18 protein-coding genes and 1 pseudogene are annotated in these 21,287 nt (G+C 59.2%); 16 read left to right on the top strand and 3 right to left on the bottom strand.

All coding sequences use genetic code 11. The features are described from left to right. Positions 1–50: 50 nt before the first annotated feature. A complete protein-coding gene (locus AACZ55_RS09975; protein ID WP_339645739.1) occupies positions 51–1,574 on the bottom strand; it encodes a HAMP domain-containing sensor histidine kinase in 1,524 nt (507 codons plus the stop codon). A gap of 326 nt (positions 1,575–1,900) precedes the next feature. Here AACZ55_RS09975 and AACZ55_RS09970 point away from each other — a divergent pair, with 326 nt between their 5' ends. After that, positions 1,901–2,377, top strand: coding sequence for an Lrp/AsnC family transcriptional regulator (locus AACZ55_RS09970; RefSeq protein WP_014130061.1), 477 nt, complete (start codon positions 1,901–1,903; stop codon positions 2,375–2,377). Here the strand turns inward: AACZ55_RS09970 and moaA are convergent. Then, positions 2,374–3,387, bottom strand: coding sequence for a GTP 3',8-cyclase MoaA (gene moaA, locus AACZ55_RS09965; protein ID WP_339645736.1), 1,014 nt, complete (start codon positions 3,385–3,387; stop codon positions 2,374–2,376). The two genes, AACZ55_RS09970 and moaA, sit on opposite strands and share 4 nt — an antisense overlap. 133 nt (positions 3,388–3,520) lie before the next feature. Between moaA and rpiA the strand changes: the two genes are divergently transcribed. The 7 genes from rpiA to AACZ55_RS09930 all read left to right on the top strand — a co-directional run bounded on the left by rpiA (position 3,521) and on the right by AACZ55_RS09930 (position 12,012). Then, positions 3,521–4,225: a ribose-5-phosphate isomerase RpiA gene (rpiA, locus tag AACZ55_RS09960; protein ID WP_339645733.1), complete on the top strand. Its 705-nt coding sequence runs from the start codon at positions 3,521–3,523 to the stop codon at positions 4,223–4,225. A 28-nt stretch (positions 4,226–4,253) separates the two neighbouring features. After that, positions 4,254–4,817: a DUF2059 domain-containing protein gene (locus AACZ55_RS09955; protein WP_338607270.1), complete on the top strand. Its 564-nt coding sequence runs from the start codon at positions 4,254–4,256 to the stop codon at positions 4,815–4,817. A gap of 112 nt (positions 4,818–4,929) precedes the next feature. Beyond that, on the top strand, positions 4,930–6,309 hold the full coding sequence (gene gor, locus AACZ55_RS09950) for a glutathione-disulfide reductase (RefSeq protein WP_339645729.1): 1,380 nt from the start codon (positions 4,930–4,932) through the stop codon (positions 6,307–6,309). 126 nt (positions 6,310–6,435) lie between these two features. Then, complete coding sequence (locus tag AACZ55_RS09945; RefSeq protein ID WP_338607268.1) at positions 6,436–7,812, top strand: 3-deoxy-7-phosphoheptulonate synthase class II; 1,377 nt, start codon at positions 6,436–6,438, stop codon at positions 7,810–7,812. Between the two features lie 135 nt (positions 7,813–7,947). Next, positions 7,948–8,886 carry a hypothetical protein gene (locus tag AACZ55_RS09940; protein WP_339645726.1) on the top strand — a complete coding sequence of 313 codons (939 nt, stop codon included), beginning with the start codon at positions 7,948–7,950 and terminating at the stop codon, positions 8,884–8,886. 130 nt (positions 8,887–9,016) lie between these two features. Beyond that, the gene (locus AACZ55_RS09935) at positions 9,017–10,687 is read left to right on the top strand and encodes an NAD+ synthase (RefSeq protein ID WP_339645723.1); all 1,671 of its coding nucleotides are present in this window, start codon (positions 9,017–9,019) and stop codon (positions 10,685–10,687) included. Next, a complete protein-coding gene (locus AACZ55_RS09930; protein ID WP_339645720.1) occupies positions 10,684–12,012 on the top strand; it encodes a glutamate--tRNA ligase in 1,329 nt (442 codons plus the stop codon). Before AACZ55_RS09935 ends, AACZ55_RS09930 begins: the two co-directional genes overlap by 4 nt. Here AACZ55_RS09930 and AACZ55_RS09925 read toward each other — a convergent pair. Continuing rightward, entirely contained in the window at positions 11,957–13,075 is a 1,119-nt protein-coding gene (locus AACZ55_RS09925) for a DUF2865 domain-containing protein (RefSeq protein ID WP_338607260.1), read from the bottom strand. The genes AACZ55_RS09930 and AACZ55_RS09925 overlap by 56 nt on opposite strands. Positions 13,076–13,208: 133 nt before the next feature. Between AACZ55_RS09925 and AACZ55_RS09920 the strand changes: the two genes are divergently transcribed. From AACZ55_RS09920 to AACZ55_RS09885, 8 genes and pseudogenes are all read left to right on the top strand, one after another. Continuing rightward, the gene (locus AACZ55_RS09920) at positions 13,209–14,222 is read left to right on the top strand and encodes a fumarylacetoacetate hydrolase family protein (RefSeq protein ID WP_339645717.1); all 1,014 of its coding nucleotides are present in this window, start codon (positions 13,209–13,211) and stop codon (positions 14,220–14,222) included. A gap of 440 nt (positions 14,223–14,662) precedes the next feature. Continuing rightward, a complete protein-coding gene (gene cysS, locus AACZ55_RS09915; protein WP_339645714.1) occupies positions 14,663–16,069 on the top strand; it encodes a cysteine--tRNA ligase in 1,407 nt (468 codons plus the stop codon). Beyond that, positions 16,066–16,548: a GFA family protein gene (locus AACZ55_RS09910; protein ID WP_339645711.1), complete on the top strand. Its 483-nt coding sequence runs from the start codon at positions 16,066–16,068 to the stop codon at positions 16,546–16,548. Before cysS ends, AACZ55_RS09910 begins: the two co-directional genes overlap by 4 nt. Further along, entirely contained in the window at positions 16,545–17,045 is a 501-nt protein-coding gene (locus tag AACZ55_RS09905) for a GFA family protein (protein WP_338607256.1), read from the top strand. Before AACZ55_RS09910 ends, AACZ55_RS09905 begins: the two co-directional genes overlap by 4 nt. Continuing rightward, a complete protein-coding gene (locus AACZ55_RS09900; RefSeq protein WP_339645708.1) occupies positions 17,042–17,509 on the top strand; it encodes a GFA family protein in 468 nt (155 codons plus the stop codon). Before AACZ55_RS09905 ends, AACZ55_RS09900 begins: the two co-directional genes overlap by 4 nt. Positions 17,510–17,527: 18 nt before the next feature. Continuing rightward, entirely contained in the window at positions 17,528–17,902 is a 375-nt protein-coding gene (locus AACZ55_RS09895; protein WP_339645742.1) for a VOC family protein, read from the top strand. 26 nt (positions 17,903–17,928) lie between these two features. Beyond that, the gene (gene cimA / locus AACZ55_RS09890) at positions 17,929–19,515 is read left to right on the top strand and encodes a citramalate synthase (protein WP_339645705.1); all 1,587 of its coding nucleotides are present in this window, start codon (positions 17,929–17,931) and stop codon (positions 19,513–19,515) included. Positions 19,516–19,729: 214 nt separating this feature from the next. Beyond that, positions 19,730–21,287: pseudogene (locus AACZ55_RS09885) on the top strand (hypothetical protein); the annotation flags it as partial.

The following is a 21,287-nucleotide window of genomic DNA, read 5'->3' as shown; positions in this document are numbered from 1 at the left end:
CAAAATCGATTTGGGAATCCCAAACCGATTCAATCAGATCAAGACGCGCTCTAGGAAGCTTCCGAGTAGATCTCAAGCCTGTTGCGCTGCTCGACCACAGGCGCGATGCCTTCCATGACGCGGGCTCGGGGGAAGGTGGCGATCACTTCGGTGCCGAAGCGCAGCTTGGAGAACAGATCGAACCGTCCCTGATGAAGGTCCATGATCTTCTGGACGATGGGCAAACCGAGGCCGGCCCCTTGCTCGGCGGTCTTTTGCGCCAGCGATCCCTGACCGAAAGACGACAAGACGGTTTCGATTTCCTCTTCGGGAATTCCGGGGCCGTTGTCGACCACGGAGATGAATTGCCCGCCATCTGTCGACCGCCCCACGGTCAGAACGATCTTACCCGATTGTGGAGTGAACTTGATGGCGTTCGAGAGAAGGTTGAGGACCACCTGACGCACGGCGCGCTCGTCGCCCCAGATCTTAGGTAGCGAATCGCCAGCCTCGAACTGAAGATCGACATTCTTGGAACGGGCCCGGATTTCGAGCATGCGGCGGCAATCGTCGGAAATATCGGCAAGCGAGATGCCCTCTTCGTTGAGCTCGTATTTCCCCGCTTCAATCCGCGACAGGTCGAGCAATTCGTTGATGAGGGTCAAAAGATGCTGCCCGCTGGCGTGAATATCGCCAGCATACTCCTTGTATTGGGGAACTGCGTGAGCTCCCAGCAGTTCCGATTTCAGCACCTCGGAAAATCCGATGATGGCATTGAGCGGCGTGCGCAACTCGTGGCTCATGGTGGCAAGGAAGCGCGACTTGGCAATATTGGCCTGCTCGGCATGCCGACGGGCTTCATCCGACATCGTGCGCGCTTCCTCAAGCTCGAGGATCAGAGCATCTTTTTCCCATTGATGTTCAAGATTGCCGATTTCGGACTTGTAGAGCTGGCGGGTGAGAAACAGAAAAAAGAAGAACGCCCCGATGGCAACAACCGACATCGCATAATTGAGCGTGCCGCCGCTCCAGATGAGCATGGCGGCCACACTCACGGTTCCGGGGAACGTGGTCACCAGGGTGGCGCTGGGCAGGGTGCGCGTTGCAACGGCGTTTGCAGCGACTCCGACCAGCAGCATGGCAAAGATGATGATCTGGATATCCTGCCCGCCGCCGCTGATGGTGAGGACCGGCAGCGTGGCCCAGGACAGACCGGTGATCGTTTCGGCGATGATGAAGGTCTGCGTCCAACGGCGGGGATTGAATTTGGACGAGCTTTGCTTTCGGAACCGCCGGCAGATCATGGCGATACCGAGATTGGCAACGCCGACGACGCTGGCCCAGAGCGCAGCGATAATCGGATCGATCCACAAGATTGCAGCGAGCGAGAGGATGCTCAACAGCACCAGTGTGGGAAGGAGGCTCGTTAGCCGGGCGTTGGCATATTCGGCCAGCAGTTCATAATCGAAAGTGGCCCGCGTGCCTGAACTTGAGGTCAACTTCTGGCGTGCATCGAGGACGGCACGCTGAACCGTACGGCGCGATTCTCCCCGACGCGGCGCTTCGGTTGCACGGTTAGGCTGGCTGGACGCCATCGAACTCTCGTTACGCTACTCAACTACTCATCAGGTCAGCATAAAACGGACTAACCTGTACGCTAGACTCAACGCTAAGCCACGCGTGGTTAACAGGACGTTGAACTGCACCACCCAGTTAGACGCAATTTTCACCATAGTTGACCGGAGCCCCGCTGACTGGCCGGTTCGAGGGTATGAGGACGGACGGGCCGATGGCTGAGCCCCGGGGGTTGTTTGCCTTGACATGGGCAATGCCGGCACGTCAAATGTCGCGCTGAGGCGGACGATTTTCCAGAATGCTGGAAATTTTCGTTGATTATAAGAATACTATTTCAGGGGCTTTCATGGCGCTCGACAAACTCGACCGCAAAATTCTCCAGCTTTTGCAAAAGGATGCCACGATGCCAGTGGCGGAAATCGGCCGAAAGGTCGGTTTGTCCACCACACCATGCTGGCGCCGCATCCAGAAAATGGAGGAAGAAGGGGTCATCAAGCGCCGCGTCGCCGTGCTCGATCCCGAAAAGGTCAACGCGGGCGTAACAGTGTTTGTGGCCGTCAAGACAAACGAGCACAACGATGCGTGGTTGCGCAAGTTTGCCGCCGTCGTCGAGGATTTTACCGAAGTCGTCGAGTTCTACCGCATGAGCGGGGACGTCGATTATCTGCTGCGCGTGGTCGTACCGTCCATTCAGGCCTATGACATCTTTTATAAAAAGCTGATCTCCAAAATCGCGCTGTCCGACGTCAGCTCGTCTTTTGCCATGGAGCAGATCAAATATACGACGGCCCTGCCGCTCGAGTTCGCGGTCGTGGGGGACTAGCCGCCCGTCACGGACATGTGCCGGCCGACGGCCGGGGCAGAGCGGCGCTCGATCACGAAGTCATGGCCTTTGGGCTTGAGGATCATCGCGCGATCAAGCGCGGCATCGAGCCCGTCCGGGCCGCCCTCGCGCAACGCCGCGCGCAGATCGACCCGATCGTCCTGTCCAAGGCACATGTAAAGTTGCCCGGTGCAGGTCAGACGCACCCGATTGCAGCTTTCGCAGAAATTGTGGCTCAGCGGAGTAATGAACCCTATGGTGCCGCCGGTCTGCTCCACCCGCACGTAGCGGGCCGGCCCGCCGGTGCGCTTGGCAATGGGCGTGAGCGTGAAGCGCTCGGCAAGCCGGTCGCGAACCGTGCGCAGCGACAGGTGAGTGTCGGCACGCTCGAAGGCAACATCGCCGAGCGGCATTTCTTCGATCAGGGTCAATTCGAACCCTTCGGAATGGGCCCACTCGAGCATGGGCAGGATCTCGTCTTCGTTGACGCTCTTGATCGCCACCATGTTGAGCTTGACCGACAGGCCCGCATCACGCGCCGCATAGATGCCGTCAAGAACCTGTGGCAAGCGTCCGCGCCGGGTTATCGCCGCAAACTTTTCGCCATCAAGCGTATCGAGCGAGACATTGACCCGGCGAATGCCCAACTCCGCCAGGCGCCCGGCATGCTGTGCGAGCTGGCTGCCATTGGTGGTTAGTGTCAACTCCTCGAGCTCGCCTTGCGCCAGATGGCTTTCCGAAAGCGCTTCGATGAGTTTGATAATGTCACGGCGAACCAACGGCTCTCCGCCCGTCAGTCGGACCTTGCGAACACCGCGTCTGACAAATGCGCCGATAACCTCCTGGATTTCCTCGAAGCTGAGCACCTCGCTCTTGGGCAGGAAAACCATGTCTTCGCCCATGCAATAGGTGCAGCGAAAATCGCAGCGGTCGGTCACCGAAACCCTGAGATAGGTGACGTGTCTGCCAAAACTGTCGACGAGCGGGCGCTGGGGTACGTGATTGGTCATCGCAAGAATATAGGCCCTATTGCATGGAGCGAAAACCCGAGTTTCGCATCCGATACGACCTGCATCGACCTTGGTAGCGTTGACAGGCGCCGCGAACTGCCGTTCTAGAGGCAAAACCGGGAGATTTCAGAACGTGAGTGAAGACCTCAAGCGCAAGGCGGCCCAGGCGGCCATGTCCGAAATCCGTTCGGGCATGCGGATCGGGCTCGGCACGGGCTCGACGGCCAAACATTTTGTCGATCTGCTCGGCGCGGAAGTGGCAAAGGGATTTGAGTGCATCTGCGTGCCGACATCGGAGGTGACTGCGGCGCAGGCGCGCGGACTCGACATTGCTCTGACCACGCTCGACGATATCGACCGTCTTGATGTTACGATTGATGGCGCCGACGAGATCGACCGGAACTTCCAGCTCATCAAGGGCGGTGGCGGAGCGTTGCTGCGCGAAAAGATCGTGGCAGCGGCCTCGGCGCGCATGATCGTGATTGCCGATGAAACCAAGCTCGTCGATACGCTGGGCGCATACGCCCTGCCGATCGAGGTCAATCTTTTCGGCCTTGCCGCAACCGAAAGGGCGATCGCTGGCGTGATGGCCCGGTTCGGCGCTCAGGGTGGAAAGGCATTGCGGAAAAGAGCCGACGGTGAGACCTTTGTGACCGATGGTGGCCACTATATCGTGGACGCATCTTTTGGCCGTATTTCGGACGCAAAAGCTCTCTCTTTGGCACTGCTCGAAATTCCCGGTGTCGTCCAGCACGGGCTGTTCATCGATTTGTGTTCCGACGCCTATCTTGCTACGCCCGGGGGGACGATCAAGCTCTCCGAGCATGTGAAATCATAACCCGTTTTCGTAAGGGACCGTACGCACAATGACTTTCCTGCCCACTCTGCGCCGGCTCGCTGCGGCGCTTATTCTGTCCGGCACCGCACTGGTGGCGGCAGCTCCTGCCCATGCGCAACAGGAAATTTCACCCGAGCATCTCGCAAAGGCGCGCGAATATGTGGACATGACCGATTCCGCGCAGCTCTATGAACGCACCCTCGTCGAGATGGGCTTGCGGGTCATGCGCCTGATGATTCAGGAAGACCCGTCATTGCGTGATCCGCTGATCAATGCGCTGCAGACAGTGTATGACGGCTATCTCGTCAATCGCGATCCGCTCTACAATCAGTTCGCGCGCATCTATGCCATCCGCTTTTCGCTCGAAGAGCTCGAAGAGATTGTGAGCTTTTATGAAACGCCGGTCGGCCAGAAGCTGCTGAGCCAGAATGCGGGCATCAACGAGGATCTTCAACTGGCACTGGGTGTGTGGAGCCGCAACACGGGCAACGAGTTCCTCTCGCGTGTGCGCACTGAACTGCGCAACCAGGGATACAATGCCCCCGAGGTCGAAGCGCCCGCCCCCGAAGAAGAGGAAGCTGCGCCGCAATAAGGTCTGGCTCTTCACGGTTGGTTTAGCCCCCGTCCAACAGGACGGGGGTTTTTTTGTACGCTACGGACGCCTATATCGTTTCCTCGAAACACAGCAGCGGCGCGGGGTCCCCATGAGCGAGAAGTTTGATTTGGTCGTTATCGGTGGGGGCTCGGGAGGCGTGCGCGCGGCGCGGGTTTCCGCGCAGCTGGGAGCCAAGGTCGCAATCGTCGAGGAATACCGCTACGGCGGCACCTGCGTCATCCGTGGCTGTGTTCCAAAAAAGCTTTTTGTTTACGCATCCCGCTTCGGCGATCTTTTCGACGTGGCCCCGAGCTTTGGCTGGACCGTCGATGCCTCGTTCGACTGGCCGACCCTTCTGGCCAACAAGGACAAGGAAATCGGCAGGCTCGAAAAAATCTATGAGACGCTGCTTGATGGTTCTGGCGTGAAAGCCTTCAAGGCTCGCGCCAATGTGACTGGCCCGAATTCGGTTAAGCTATCGACCGGCGAGGAGCTGGAGGCCGAGCGGATTCTGATCGCCACCGGCGGTGCTCCGTTCAAGCCCCACATCGAAGGCAGCGACCTGGGCATCACATCGAATGAAGCCTTCCATCTCGAAAAGCTGCCCAGAACGATTTTGATCGAAGGGGGCGGCTATATCGCTGTGGAGTTTGCGACGATCTTTTCCGGCCTGGGAGTCGACACCACGCTGGTCTATCGCCGGGATAAGATCCTGCGCGGCTTTGATCATGACGTGCGCGATGGCCTTGAGGACGCGCTGCGGGAACGCGGTGTGCGCATTCGCTACGGCTACCATATCTCACAATTGCGCAAGGACGGGGAGGGCGTATGCGTTTCGTTCTCGCATGGCGAGGAAGCGACCTTCGACAAGGTGATGTTTGCCACCGGCCGCCATCCCAATACGAGCCACCTCGGCCTTGAGGTCGCGGGCGTGCAACTCGACCAGACCGGAGCGGTCGTGGTGGACGAATATTCCCGCTCCTCGGTGCCCTCCATCTATGCGGTCGGGGACGTTACCGGTCGGGCGGCTCTGACGCCGGTGGCTATCCGCGAGGGCGCTGCTTTCGCCCAGACGGTCTATAACAACACACCAACCACGGTGCCCTATCATTTGATCCCCACCGCGGTGTTTTCCGAGCCCGAGATCGGCACCGTGGGGATGAGCGAGCTGGATGCCGCCGAGCACTACCGTTCGATCGATATCTACATTGCCCGCTTCCGGCCGATGATGAACACGCTGTCGGACCGACAGGAAAAAATGCTGCTCAAGCTGATCACGGAGACCGATAGTGGCCGGATTTTGGGATGTCACATCCTTGGCCCGGGGGCCGGTGAGATGATCCAGCTGGTGGCCATCCCGCTCGGGATGGGTGGAACCATGGCCGATTTCAACCACGCCATTGCCGTACACCCCACGGCGGCCGAAGAGCTGGTGACCTTCAAATCCCCCAGCTATCGCATGGTCGATGGCGAAAAGCGCAACCCATAGACTTGCGCGTGTCCGCGTCAGCCGTGTTCGACCATAGAATACTTGGCATGAGGGGCTGTAGTTGGTAAACCGCCGCACCTTCCCGGCTTCTCGGGGAGGCGAACCATCTTTTAAGCGAGTGAAACGATGAGCACGTGGACACCTGACAGTTGGAGGACGAAACCGATCCTGCAGGTCCCGACCTATCCGAGCCAGACAGAGCTTGAATCGGTCGAGGCCCGGCTCGCCTCGTTTCCCCCCTTGGTTTTTGCAGGCGAGGCACGCGACCTCAAGGCCAATCTGGCCGATGTCGCCGCCGGTCGCGCTTTCCTGTTGCAGGGCGGCGATTGCGCCGAAAGCTTTGCCGAGCACCACGCGGACCATATCCGCGATTTCTTCCGCGTTTTCCTGCAGATGGCAGTGGTTCTGACCCATGGTGCATCCAAGCCCGTGGTCAAGGTCGGCCGAATTGCCGGCCAGTTTGCCAAGCCGCGTTCGGCCGATACCGAGACCATCGACGGCGTGGAACTGCCCTCATACAGGGGCGATATCATCAACGGAATCGACTTTACCCCTGAAGCGCGCATCCCGGACCCCAACCGCCAGCTCGAGGCCTACCGACAGTCGGCGGCGACGCTCAATCTGTTGCGCGCCTTTTCCGCCGGTGGCTTTGCCAATCTCTCGCGCGTGCACGAGTGGACAATGGGCTTCGTCAAGGATTCCAATTGGTTTCCGCGCTATGAGGAAGTCGCCCAGAAGATCGATGATGCGATAGAGTTTCTCGGCGCGCTTGGATTGAGCCCGGAAAACACGCCTGTGCTGCGCGAAACCAAGTTCTTCACCTCCCACGAGGCGCTGCTGCTCGGTTATGAGCAGGCCATGACGCGTCGGGATTCCATCACCAATGACTGGTACGCCACGTCTGGCCATATGATCTGGATTGGCGATCGAACCCGCAATCCCGACCATGCTCATGCCGAATATTTCCGCGGCATAAACAACCCCATCGGGGTGAAGTGCGGGCCGTCCATGTCGTCGGATGATCTCAAGCGGCTAATGGACCTGCTCAATCCCAAGGACGAGCCCGGTCGGCTGACGCTGATCGCGCGGTTTGGCTCGGACAAGGTCGACGAGCATCTGCCGCGTCTTATCGAAACGGTCAAATCGGAAGGACGTACGGTCGTCTGGTGCTGTGATCCCATGCATGGCAATGTCATAAAGGCATCATCGGGCTACAAAACGCGTCCATTCGATCGCATTCTTTCGGAAGTAAAATCGTTCTTCGATATTCACCGGGAAATGGGCACCATCGCTGGCGGCGTGCATGTGGAAATGACGGGCCGCGATGTCACCGAATGCACCGGCGGCGTATCGGCTGTGACCGAAGCCTCACTGTCGGATCGCTATCACACCCATTGCGACCCGCGCCTCAACGCCAGCCAGGCACTCGAGCTGGCCTTCCTGATTGCCGAGGAAATGCACGGCCAACGGACCAATGGCACGGCCAAGGCCGTCGGGTATTGACTTGGATTAATACTGTTGCACCGGAAAAGGCGCTGTCCGCGGACAGCGCCTTTTGTTTTCCATTTAGCCAACGTTAACCCTAATGGGCTCATAAACAAGATGAACTGAATTGTTTCGCGTCGTTCGGAGGGCTCAATGTCGCGTCTTCTCACAGGCCTTGCCATGGGCCTCCTGGTTGCTGCCGCAAGTGGGCAGGCGACCGCCGCCGATTGGGGCGTGCAGCCGGATCCGGTATTCAAGCCGGCCTATCCCGTCGATATGATGCCGCAGGAGGACAGCCTCGATTTCGAGGCGGGGATTCGGTATTTCTATGGCATGGGCGGGCAGCGGGCCACGATTGCCGGGCAAAACTATGCAGCCGACGACTCCAGTCAATTTCTCGAAGTTCACGGCAAGATCGACGACAATTCTACCAACACCTATGTTCAAGGCAATCTTGGCTACGCCGCAGCGATAGACAATGCTTACCAGACGCCGACCAGCGGTGGGTTGCAGACGACTACGGCCGGCACAATTGCGTATGGGGGGGCTGACTTCGGCTATCTGCCCGTCAACACCGAAGGCCTCGCGCTTGGCGGGTTCCTAGGGTATCAGTATCTCAATGAATCCGCTTACATGGGTCGATCCGAGTATCTGATGGGATCGGGCGGCGGCAACAGCGACCCCAACTCTCTCGAGGTTCATGGGCTGCGGCTTGGAGCGACGGCCCGTGCCGACCTCAACGACGTGTTTGACGTTCGGGTTGATGCTGCAGCCATTCCCTATGCATCGCTGAGCGGGACTTACGGGGCATTTGATCTTGCCTCGATCGATCCGGCCCTGACGCAGGGTAATGCCCCACAGATTTCCGGTCATCTCTATGGCGGCGCACTCGAGGCCATGGTTGGCTTCAGGCCACATGAAAATTTCGCAATTAGGGCTGGGGTGCGCGGCTACTATCTCACCGGCCCTACCGAAACCTATTTCGAGGCGCGCGACCCGGGAGACCCGACCGTGTCACAGGGGTATACGGCCCAAGGCACTATGGAGTTGTTCCGCTGGGGGCCCGTCATAGAACTGACCGGCACCTTCTAGAACGCCAAAATCAAGATTGAGACCAGGCCGGGCGCTTTCGCAGCCCGGCTTTGTCTTGCGCCGCCTTGCTCTCGATCGCTGCGCACTATAAGTCTGGCGCGCTTCTCATGACCGCCGGACATAGAATTTCGTGACCGATACGCTCCGCATTGCTCTCGCTCAACTGAACCCCAAAGTCGGTGCAATTGCCGAAAACCTCGCCACTGCACGCAGGGCGCTGGCAGAGGCCGAGGCGGCGGGCGCCGACATCCTGATGTTCACCGAACTCTATCTGACCGGCTATTTCCCAGAGGATTTGCTGTTCAAGCGCCAGTTCGTGACTGAAGCGATGGAAGCTGCGCGGGCCCTGGCACGCGAAACCAAGGGCCTCAACATCTCCGTGTTGCTGCCAACAATCTGGAGCACCGACGGTAAGCTCTACAACAGCGTTGTTCTGGCCGAGGATGGGGCGATCATCGACCGCCGGAACAAGGTCGAATTGCCCAATGACGATGTTTTTTATGAAAAGCGCTATTTCACGGCAGGCCAATTGCCGGAGCCGATGACGATCAAGGGTTTGTCGGTTGGTGTGCCGATCTGCGAGGATGTCTGGCATGAGCCGGTCTGCAAGGCGCTTGCCCAGAGCGGCGCGGAAATCCTGCTCTGCCCCAACGGCTCACCTTATTGGCGTAACAAACAGCGGTTGCGGCTCGATCTCGTGCGTCAGCGCGTTGAGGAAACCGGACTGCCGATCCTTTATTCCAACCAGATCGGCGGTCAGGACGAACTGGTGTTCGACGGGGCGAGCTTTGGCATCAATGTAGATGGCTCACTCGCCTTTCAGGGCAAGAGTTTCGTGCCCGATATGGTGATGTCGGACTGGCGCAAAGGGGAAGGAGGCTGGCATTGCGTTGAGGGACATGTGACCGAACTTGTGCCGGTCAACGAAGCCCCGTGGCACGCCGCAATGCTCGGTTTGCGCGACTATGTCCATAAGAACGGCTTCAAGTCTGTGGTATTGGGACTGTCGGGCGGCATTGATTCCGCAGTGGTCGCGGCACTGGCCGTCGATGCGCTGGGCGCCGAAAACGTTCACTGCCTGATGCTGCCTTATCGCTACACCTCGGAAGCCAGTTTGCGCGACGCCAAGGCGTGCGCGGAAACGCTTGGGGTGCGCTATGACATCGTGCCGATCGGTGCGCCGGTCGATGCGATCAACGAGAGCCTTGCCGCGGTTTTTGAGGGTCGCGCACCCGATATTACCGAGGAAAATCTCCAGTCGCGCATGCGCGGCACCATCCTGATGGCGGTTTCCAACAAGCTCGGTTCGCTGCTGATCACCACGGGCAACAAGTCGGAAATGGCTGTGGGTTATGCAACGATCTATGGCGATATGAATGGCGCCTACAATCCGATCAAGGATATGCCCAAGATGCAGGTCTATGGGCTGGCTGAATGGCGCAATTCCTATTATCCCACCGATGTTCGCGGCCCGTCCGGCGTGGTCATTCCGCCCGAAATCATTTCCAAGGCCCCGAGCGCCGAACTGCGACCCGACCAGACCGACCAGGATTCGCTGCCGCCATATCCCGTGCTCGACGCGATCATCGAAGCGCTGGTTGAAGATGAGCTTTCTCTGGCCGAAATCGTTGCCAAGGGGTTCGATGCCGAGTTGGTCAAGCGCATCGAACGGCTGATCTATATCGCCGAGTTCAAGCGTCGCCAGTCCGCGCCTGGCCCCAAGCTTACGCCCAAGGCTTTCGGCATCGGGCGGAAGTATCCCATCACTTCGGGCTATCGTGACGGGAGTGTCGCCCGATGAGCGTTGTCGTCCGCTACGCGCCATCGCCCACCGGCCGCCTGCATCTGGGCAATGCGCGCCCGTTGATTCTCAACTGGCTGTTCGCGCGAAAGAACGCCGGAAAATTCATCCTGCGTTTTGATGATACTGATACCGCTCGCTCGACCCAGGCCTTTGCCGCGGGCATCGAAGCCGATCTTGAATGGCTGAGCATTGTTCCCGAGGTGAAGGTTCGTCAGTCCGACCGACTGCCGCTCTATGATGCCGCACGCGAGAGATTGATCGCCGAAGGGCGGCTCTACCCCGCTTATGAAACGGCCGACGAACTCGACCGCAAACGCAAGCGCACCCGGGCTCTGGGGCGCCCGCCGATCTATGATCGTGCTGCGCTCGACCTGACGGACGAGGACAGGGCAAGGCTTGAGGCCGAGGGCCGCAAGCCGCATTGGCGGTTCCGGCTCGATGGCCGCGCCGTGGCCTTTGAGGACCTCATCAAGGGCAGCCAGACAGTCAATACCGGTTCCATGTCCGACCCCGTGGTGATCCGCGAGGATGGCAGCTATCTCTACACCTTTACCTCGGTGGTCGATGATATCGATATGGGCATTACCCATATCATTCGGGGCGAAGACCACGTTTCCAACACGGGTACGCAGATCGAGCTTTTTGAAGCGCTCGGCGCGCCCGCCCCGGTTTTCGGCCACCATAATCTTCTGACCGATGCAGAGGGGCATGGGTTTTCCAAAAGGCTGGGTTCGCTCTCGCTGAGCCAGCTGCGCGAGGATGGTTATGAGCCGTTGGCGGTTGCCATCATGGCGTCGATCACCGGCACGTCGCTGCCGGTCGAACCGTATCCCGATCTCGATGCAATTGCCGAAAAGCTCGAGTTCTCGATGATTTCGCACGGGTCGGCGCGCTTTGATCCCGCAGAACTCGAAACCCTCAATGCGCGCATCGTCCATGCAATGGATTTTGCCACAGTACGTGAGCGATTGGGCGATATCGGTGGAATGACCCAAGCGGCATGGCTTGCCCTGCGCGACAACGTTTCCCGACTGTCACAACTCGTTCCGCTCTATGAGGATGTCGTGGTCAACGCCAATCCGATCATTGCAGATGAAGACAGGGACTTCATCTCCCTTGCGCGTGAAACCTTGCCCGACGAGCCCTGGGACGAAAAGACATGGGGCCAGTGGACCGGCCTTCTCAAGGAAAAATCGGGCCGCAAGGGTAAGGCGCTTTTTCTGCCGCTGCGCTTGGCGTTGACCGGCAGGCACGAGGGCCCTGAGCTTAAGGCTCTTCTGCCGGTTCTGGGACGTAAGGTGTCTCTGGTCCGACTATCCTGACGTTCTTGTCGCCGAAGGCCACGACACGCATATTCGGTCCCTCGAGGTCGGGCTGCGCGAGCATGGGATCGGCAGTGCCATCGGCCCGGGGTCGGGGGCGTGGCAAGGGCACGTAAATCAAGTCAGCCACGACTGCTTGAGCTTGCTGGGTGCCCCGCGGGTCGGGTTGCGGCAAGGGAAACTCCAGGTCGCCGAAATCGATAATCGCACGCGACTGCTCGCCTTGATTGTTCAAGGCAATCGTCCCGACCGTTTCGCGCGTCTGGCACGAACAGCTCGTATCGATTTCTTCGCGAAAGCGAAACGCATACGACATTGAACGGTATGGCGTGCCGGACAGCGAAATCATGTCTTCGGGCTCTTCCCCCGGATTTCTGTATGAAAACAGGGCAACTTCGGTCCCCGGACACATCTCGTGGCAGCGAATGGCGTCTTGGGCGACATAGTCGTCGGTGGTGGAAAAGCTGATCGGCCAGTAAAAGCCGTCGCAGGTGCGCACGCAGACCGTGCGACGGGTTTGCTGCGTACTCCAGGGATTGTAGGAGCCATCGATGTAATCGTATCCGCCACCGAAAATATCGTCGAGCAGGCCGCCCCGCGTTCCCTCATTGCCGAAGGTGACTCCCGACTGGCCGGTATCACAGCCATATCGTTGATAATCGGCCATGACCTGCTGGTAGTTCTGGGCCAGAGTCTGGCCCTCCTGAGCCATCGAGGTCAGCTGTTCGACCTGGCTGCGGCCAAGGGTAATGGACTGGGCAATCGATTGGCACTGACCCGATAGCGCCTGCCCGGCATTGAGGAGCTGCTGGCAGCCCGATGCAACCCATTGGCTTTCGGCCTGACGCACCTCGACCTGTCGGTTCTGGAGCTCGCGGGCAATGCCGTTAAAACTCTGAAACATCTGGTTGCGCTCGATGCCGCGCAGGATGGCGGTGATCTGGCCGCAATTCTGATTTTGCGCCATCGCGGCGGACATGTCGCCAAAAACAAAGGCAAGAGAGGCCAGAAGGGCGATCAGCAGGCGCACCCACCCGGCAAAAGAACAACGAACTGAAATCATACCGTCCATGTGGTGCCCGCTGCGACCTTTGCGATCCGCTTATCAGGCTTTTGTCTCAACGCAAGGCTTTAACTGTGCCAAGGTATGGGCCATCTTAGCGGCCAATGCCAATCACTTCCGGTCTTATCCACTCATGAAACTCGCCACGCTGCGCAACGGTCGTCCCGACGGACATCTGGTTATCGTCTCGAAAGACCTTGCCCGTTTCGCGTCTGCGGGGCGCATAGCCTCCAACCTGCAGGATGCGCTCGACGAGTGGGAACGTTGCGCCCCGATTCTCCATGCCGTCAGCGATCAGCTTAACAATGGCGAAATCGCCGGCATGGCGTTCGACCCGCGCGAGGCGTTGGCACCATTGCCTCGAGCCTACCAGTGGATCGACGGCTCGGGCTATATGGTGCATCTCGACAGGGTCCGCACCCTCAAGGGGAGCCACGACACCGAACTGCAGGACGAACGCCCCCTGATGTATCAGGGCGGCTCCGACAGTTTTGTTGCGCCCATGGCGCCCATTGTCGTGCCCGAGGACGGGCTCGCTGTCGATTTCGAAGCGGAGGTGGTGGTCGTCATCGGGCATGTGCTAATGCGCCCGAGCCGGGAGGATGCCAGCGCCGCGATCCGGCTGATCGGAATATGCAATGACGTTTCCCTGCGTAAACTGGTTCTCAACGACCTCCAGAACGGGTTCGGTTTTTTCCACGCCAAGCCCGCGACCAGTTTCGCCCCGATCTTTGTGACCCCCGACGAGCTGGGCGAGAGCTGGAAGGACAACCGGCTCCATCTCAAGGTGCGCATTCACGTCAACAACAGTCTTTATGGCCAGCCCAATGCAGGTCGAGACATGCGCTTCGATTTCGCCGATCTGATCGTTGCGGCCGCGCAGACGCGCGAACTCGGCGTGGGCACCATCATCGGGTCCGGAACCGTCGCCAACGCCCATGATGAGATATTGCCGCTCAAGCATGACGGCATAGGTTTTGGCTGCATCGCTGAAGCCAGAACGGCCGAAAAGAGCAAGATCGGCAAGGCTCGCACGCCGTTCCTCGCTCTTGATGACATTGTGCGGATAAACGCTGTGGACAACGAAAACCGTTCGGTTTTCGGCTCTATCGAGCAATCGGTAAAGCTCTTGGAGTCGGGCAGATAGTCAGAGCTTACAGGAGCGCCAAACACGTCAGGTCTCGCGGCCGCTAGCGGCTTCCCAGTGCCGACCGGCCGCGAAAACTTCGCCTCTCTAAAACTTTCCGTGATCGGGATGGTCGGCGCGATGATACCGTGCCAGTCTAAATCATCGGAACACGGGCAGTGGTTCCGGTTCATCCGCACTCGGATGGAAGTCACTTTCTGACTAAACTCCAAAGTCTTCGTTCTGGGGGTGGCGTGTCGGCGCCGCCCCTATTTTCATGCTTGATTTGGGGTTTGTTCCCGTCCATTGTGCGGCCCATGAAAACCAATGGCCTGACCTGCATTATTGGCTGCACCATTATCCGCTAACGTAAAGTTGGCGGCGCGGTTTTCATGTTCCCGGCACAAAGGAGTGGACCCGCTGCCAGCAGCGTAAACTCTTGCGCCTGGGGACATCACCTTATGCCGTCGCAACTGCCGACCCTGAAGCTTCACAACACGCTCACCCGCACCAAAGAGGACTTTGTCCCCATCAATCGGGACAATGTGCGGATGTATGTGTGTGGGCCGACGGTCTATGACTTTGCCCATATCGGCAACGCCCGCCCGGTGATCGTCTTCGATATGATGTTCCGCCTGCTGCGCCACGTCTATGGTGAAGACCATGTAACCTATGTGCGCAACATTACTGACGTCGACGACAAGATCAACGCCCGCGCGCTGCGCGATTACCCCGATCTGCCGCTCAACGAAGCCATCCGCAAGGTGACCGAGAAAACGGCCACCCAGTTCGAAAAGGACGTGGCCGCGCTCGGCTGCTTGCCACCTTCGGTCGAACCGCGCGCCACCGAACACATCGGGGGCATGGTCACTATCATCGAACGGCTGGTCGCCAAGGGCCATGCCTATGAGGCTGGCGGCGAGGTGCTGTTTCGCGTTTCCTCCATGGCCGATTACGGTCAGCTCTCGGGCCGCAATCTCGAAGACAACATCGCCGGCGCCCGCGTCGCTGTTGAAAGTCACAAGGAAAATCCCGCCGATTTCGTGCTCTGGAAGGCCTCGAGCGAAAATGAGCCGGGCTGGGACAGCCCTTGGGGCCGCGGCCGCCCCGGCTGGCACATTGAATGCTCGGCCATGAGCCAAGCCTTTCTGGGTGAAACCTTCGACATTCATGGTGGCGGGCTGGACCTGATCTTCCCCCATCACGAAAACGAAATCGCCCAGTCGCGCTGCGCACACGGCACCGAAATGATGGCCAATTACTGGATGCACAACGGCTATCTGCAGCTCGAGGGTCGCAAGATGAGCAAGTCGGAGGGCAATTTCGTCACAATTCACGACCTGCTGGAAACAGAGAAATTCGGCGGGCGCAAATGGCCGGGCGAAGTGCTGCGGCTGGCGATGCTGATGACGCACTACCGTGAGCCGATCGATTTTTCGGTGGCGCGGCTGGAGGAGGCCGAAAACAAGCTGGTGAGTTGGCAGCGCGCTGCACAGGCTGGGAAAGAAACGGCCCCCGACGCATCAACGATTGCCGAGTTGGCCGATGACCTCAATTTTTCCCGCGCGTCGACAGTTCTGGACGCCATGGCGCGCAAAGCCAACCGGGGGACGGTGTCAGCCGCCCATTGTCTTGCAGCAACGCTCAAGCTCTTTGGCTTTTCGATCAATAGTCTCCTGAAAAATGACGCTGGCGACTCGTCTGGCATCGAAGATCAGATCGATGCCCGGCTAGGTGCACTGGCGGCGAAGGACTTTGCTATGGCCGACGCCATCCGCAACAAACTGCTCAAAGATGGCATCCAGTTGATGGACTACAAAGACCCCGAATCCGGCGAACGCCGCACCAAATGGGAGATCAAGCGATGAGCGCCATCGAAGCCAGTGAAACCCTGACTGGCGGTTGCCAGTGCGGTGCCGTGCGCTTTGCCACCAAACTGGTGGGCCGCGGCTCGATCTGCCATTGCCGCATGTGCCAGAAGGCGTTCGGAAGTTTTTTCGGTCCTCTGGTCACCTCTCATGATGGGCACTGGACGCGTGGCGAACCCAAATGGTTCCAGTCTTCCGACGCCGCGCGTCGTGCGTTTTGCGGCGAGTGTGGAACGCCGCTGGCCTACGAGACCAAGTTCGGTCTGGAGTTGGCCATTGGCGCCTTTGACGAACCGGAAAAAGTGCCGCCTGTAATTCAGGTCAATCTGAGCGACAGGACGTCCTTTTTCGAGGACCTGTCCACGCTGCCGGTGCGCGAGACAACCGATGAATGGCGTGATTTCATGTCGGGTATCCATTCCAACCAGCATCCCGACCACGATACGGAATCCTGGCCGCCAAAGGAGGATACGCTTTGAACCGCATCGATATGGAGGTCAGCGGTGGCTGCCAGTGTGGCGCCGTGCGCTATCATTCCACCCAGATGCTCGACAATTCGCATCTTTGCCATTGCCGCATGTGCCAGAAGGCGTCGGGAAGCATTTTCGCCGGGCTCGTCGCAGCACCCGATGATACATTGGTATGGACCCGCGGCAAGCCGGCGATCTGGCGCAGTTCGGAGAATGTGGAACGCGGTTTTTGCGCCAATTGCGGCACGCCGCTGTTCTATCACGACGTCAACAATGGCCGTACCAACCTCATGATCGGTTCGCTCGATAATCCGAGCGCGTTCCCGCCAGGTGCCAATACCGGCACGGAAGGGGCGGTGTCGTGGTTTGAAACGATCACGTCCATAGAAGATGGTGGTGCGACCGAGACCGACCGGGAGGCCTGGGCTTCGGCCATCAAGGCTACCAACCACCAGCATCCCGATCACGACACGCCCGATTGGCAGGCCAGGCCGAGGCAGCAATGAGCCAAGTTCACACCGGAGGCTGTCAGTGCGGCGCCATACGGTTTCGGGTCACCGGTCCGGTGATCGATACATCGATCTGTCATTGCCGTATGTGCCAGAAAGCAACCGGCGGTCTGTTCGGCGCCTATGTGGCCGTTGAAAACACCTTTCTTGAATGGACGCGTGGAGAGCCCTCCCGCTTTCAAAGCTCGTCGGTGGCCAAGCGCGGCTTCTGTCCGTCCTGTGGCGCGCCGCTGACCTTTGAATGGGCCGAAAATCGAACGGCGCTGGCCATAGGCTGCTTTGATGTGCCCGAGGACTTCGCATTCGACGTGGCCTATGCCAGCGAAAAGATGCATCCCACGATTTCAAGTCTGCCACTTGTCCCAGCCAGCCCCTTGGCCGATACGCCCGAGGCTGAGTCAGCCTACGCCTCGATGAAGAGTTTTCAGCATCCAGACCACGATACTGACCATTGGCCATAAGGGAGGAGCCATATGAGCATGATCGACCATTTCGGATTGACGGTCGCCGATTATCGGGCATCACGGGATTTCTACGATTCCGTTCTTGCGACGCTGGGCTATGGACGGCTGCGGGAATTTGAAATTCCCGGTGGCATGATCGCTGGCTTTGGCGAGGAAAAGCCCGAATTCTGGATCCAGTCGGGTGGGCGTTGCACGGGCAGGCTCCATATTGCGTTCGCTGCAAAATCGCGGGCAGATGTGGAGGCTTTTTATAGAACAGCGCTCGACGCAGGCGGCCGCGACAACGGTGCTCCCGGTGTTCGCGAAGTATACCACCCCGATTATTACGGCGCCTTCGTTTTCGACCCGGACGGCCACAACATCGAAGCGGTCTGTCACGCGCCCACCTGACATTTTTCAAGAAGTATCGACCTCACATGACCAAAGAACGCCTTTATCTCTTCGACACCACCCTGCGAGACGGTGCCCAGACGACCGGTATCGAATTCTCACTCGAGGATAAGATTGCCATCGCCCGGCTTCTCGACGGGTTGGGTATCGATTACGTCGAAGGAGGGTATCCCGGGGCCAACGTGGTCGATACCGCGTTCTTTTCTGAAAAACGGACGGAAAACGCCGATTTCGTTGCCTTTGGCATGACCAAGCGGGCAGGGCGGTCGGTCGAGAACGATCCGGGTATTGCCGATCTTGTCGGGTCGAGCGCCGATGCTGTCTGCTACGTCTCGAAGGCCTGGGACCATCAGGTCAAACTGGCTTTGGGTATTTCAACCAGAGAAAATCTCAAGGGCCTCGCCGAAAGCGTTCAGGCTGCGACGGACGCCGGCAAGCAAGCCTTTGTCGATTGTGAGCACTTCTTCGATGGATACAACGCCAATCGCGCCTACGCGCTCGACTGCGTCAAGACAGCCCTTGATGCGGGCGCACGCTGGATCGTCCTGTGCGATACGAATGGCGGCACGATGCCCTCCGAGATCGAAGAGATCGTGGCCGACGTCCTGACCATCGCCCCTGGCGACAAACTCGGCATCCATGCTCATGATGATACGGGGCAGGCAGTGGCCAACTCGCTGGCAGCGGTCAGGGCCGGCGTGCGGCAGATCCAGGGCACCCTCAATGGCCTCGGCGAGCGGTGCGGCAACGCCAATCTGGTAACCCTGATTCCCACGCTGGTGCTCAAACCTGTGTTTTCCCAGCGCTTCGATACGGGCGTGACGGCTGAAAAGCTCGAGACATTGACCCGTGTTTCGCGCGCGTTCGATGAAATTCTCAATCGCGGACCCAACAGGCAGGCACCCTATGTTGGTGCCTCGGCGTTTGCCACCAAGGCGGGAATCCACGCCTCCGCAATTGCCAAGGACCCGACGACCTATGAGCACGTTGTCCCCGAAAGTGTCGGCAACGAACGGCTCATCATGGTGTCTCAGCAGGCCGGAAAATCCAATCTGCTGACCACCCTGAAGCGGTTCGGCATCGAAATGGCCAAGGATGATCCCCGCCTCGACAAGTTGCTGCGGCAGGTCAAGGAGCGCGAAGCCCGCGGCTATTCCTACGACGGAGCAGAGGCGTCGTTTTTTATGCTGGCCCACAAGATGTTGGGAACGCTGCCGAAATTCTTTGATGTAACGAGCTATCGCTCGGCGATCGAACGCCGCCATAACGCCAGGGGTGAAATGGTCACCGTGAGTGAGGCGGTGGTCAAGATTGATGTGGAGGGCGAAATTCTCATGTCGGTTGCCGAAGGAAACGGTCCCATCAACGCGCTCGATCTGGCCATGCGTAAAGATTTGGGGAAGTATTCGAACCGGATCGACGATCTCGAACTTGTTGATTTCAAGGTGCGTATCCTGGACGGCGGCACGGGCGCGGTCACCCGTGTGCTGATAGAAAGTCGGGACGATACCGGCGAGCGGTGGTTCACCGTTGGCGTGTCGCCCAACATCATTGATGCCTCCTTCGAGGCCCTGTATGAGTCGTTCACCTATAAGTTGATGAAGACGGCCTAGCCGTTATAGTTCAAAAGACTGTTTCGCAGCTACGAATCGCAGACATGGCCGATGCGGCGGCCGGGAAACATTTACGGAGGCTCCACTGGCCCGTCCCATCTCTCCCATCGTTCTCGCAGTCGGCGCCGCCGCAGCGACGGTCATCGTCACAATAGGCGTGATCGCCGGTCCGGGTACGATTGCCTGCCTTCAGCGCGGTGACTTCCCAATTTGCATGAGCGAGACGTTCTTTGGCGGATCGGCCGCGACAACTGGTGATGGTGAGACAGCACGGGAACTTGCCAGCGGCCCCGTGGAAGAGCAGGCATCACCTGATGCTGAGACCAGTGAAGCGGCGGATGCGGCGGGGAGCCAGGAGACAGCGACCAGCGTTTCAGAGGCTGTAATGCCCGCCTTCGGCCTCGTTCGTGTCGAACCCGACGGTTCCGCAGTTATTGCCGGCAGCGCGACGCCATCCGGCGAAGTCCGTATTTTTGCCAATGAGGACCAGATCGGGGCCGAGACGGCGCAGACCTCAGGCGACTTTGCCTTCGTGACCGACGCTCCGCTGCCGACGGGCGGTGTCGAATTGCGCATTCTCGATGTTGAAACGGACCGGTTTGCCGACACGTCGGTTATCGTTGTCGTTCAGGACGACCGAACCAGCGAACCTCTGGTCATCGCATCGGCGCCGGGCGAGGCGAGCGAAATATTGCAGGGGCTCGATAACCCGACGGTTGCAGCGGCCGAACAACAAGCTGTGCCGGAGTCGCCAGAGCCCGAAACAAGCCCGGAGACCCTGGCGGTTGCCGAAGCCGATATGGAAAGCCCGCAAGCCGATCCGCCCGCCCCGAATGCAGCGGAGCCGGACGTCGAAATGACTGCCGATCAGGACGCGGATGGCCAAACGGCAGCGGATGAAGCGCTTGAAGCTCCTGGTGAGGCGGGAAATGAGCAAGAAGAGAGCCCCGCTTCCAATATCGAAGCGAATGAGGCGGAACCCAGCCAGGAAACCGCAATTGCTGCGCCTATGACTGCCCCGCTACAGCAGACTGAATCGGTTGAGGAGCAGTCCGCCCTTGCGCCTCAGGAGCAGCCTGCTCCTGTGCCCGCCACCACACCGATGCAAGACGAAGAGACGACCTCGCCCGACGAAACAGCGCCTCAGGACGAAGGTGATGTTGTCGAGGATGCGCCGGCGCCTGTGGCTGTAGCCGCGGCGGATGAGCCTGCTCCACCGGCTCAAGAGCCGGTACCTTCGACCGAAGGTCAAGAGCCAGTGCCAGCCGACCGGCCTGCCAATGTCACGCCGCCGCTGGCCGAATCCGATGATGCCGAGACGGTGGTTGCAGCCGAAGAAGACGCTGCTGTACCGGCTGTCGAGCCCGATTCAGCGCCATCTGGCGAAGAGCCATCCGACGGAGCGGCAGCGGCTGTTTCAGAGCCTGCTGAAGACCTCGAAAGTCCTGCCCCTGCGCAACCAGCCGTCGGCGCGCCTCCTCAGCAGACATTTGCCGCACCAACCATCGACGCGGTGGAAATAGATGGGGATCGCAATTTCTTTGCCGGTGCGGGTGAAGATGGACTGAGTGTTCGGCTCTACGTCGATAACGCCATCGTGGGTTCGACCGAAGTCAGCGATGGCCGGTGGCTCATTGAAGCGATCGATGTACTCGATCAGGAAAACCAGCGCATTCGGATCGATATGCTTGCCGAGGATGGCTCGGTGGTTGGGCGCGCCGAGGTCGATTTCATCCTCGAACTTCCTGAGGCTGTTGACGAAGACATTGTCG

The organism is uncultured Pelagibacterium sp., from assembly GCF_963972885.1.
Taxonomy (GTDB): Bacteria; Pseudomonadota; Alphaproteobacteria; order Rhizobiales; family Devosiaceae; genus Pelagibacterium; species Pelagibacterium nitratireducens.
Note: the sequence above shows the minus strand (reverse complement) of the source record. Positions and strands in the feature narration are given on the sequence as shown.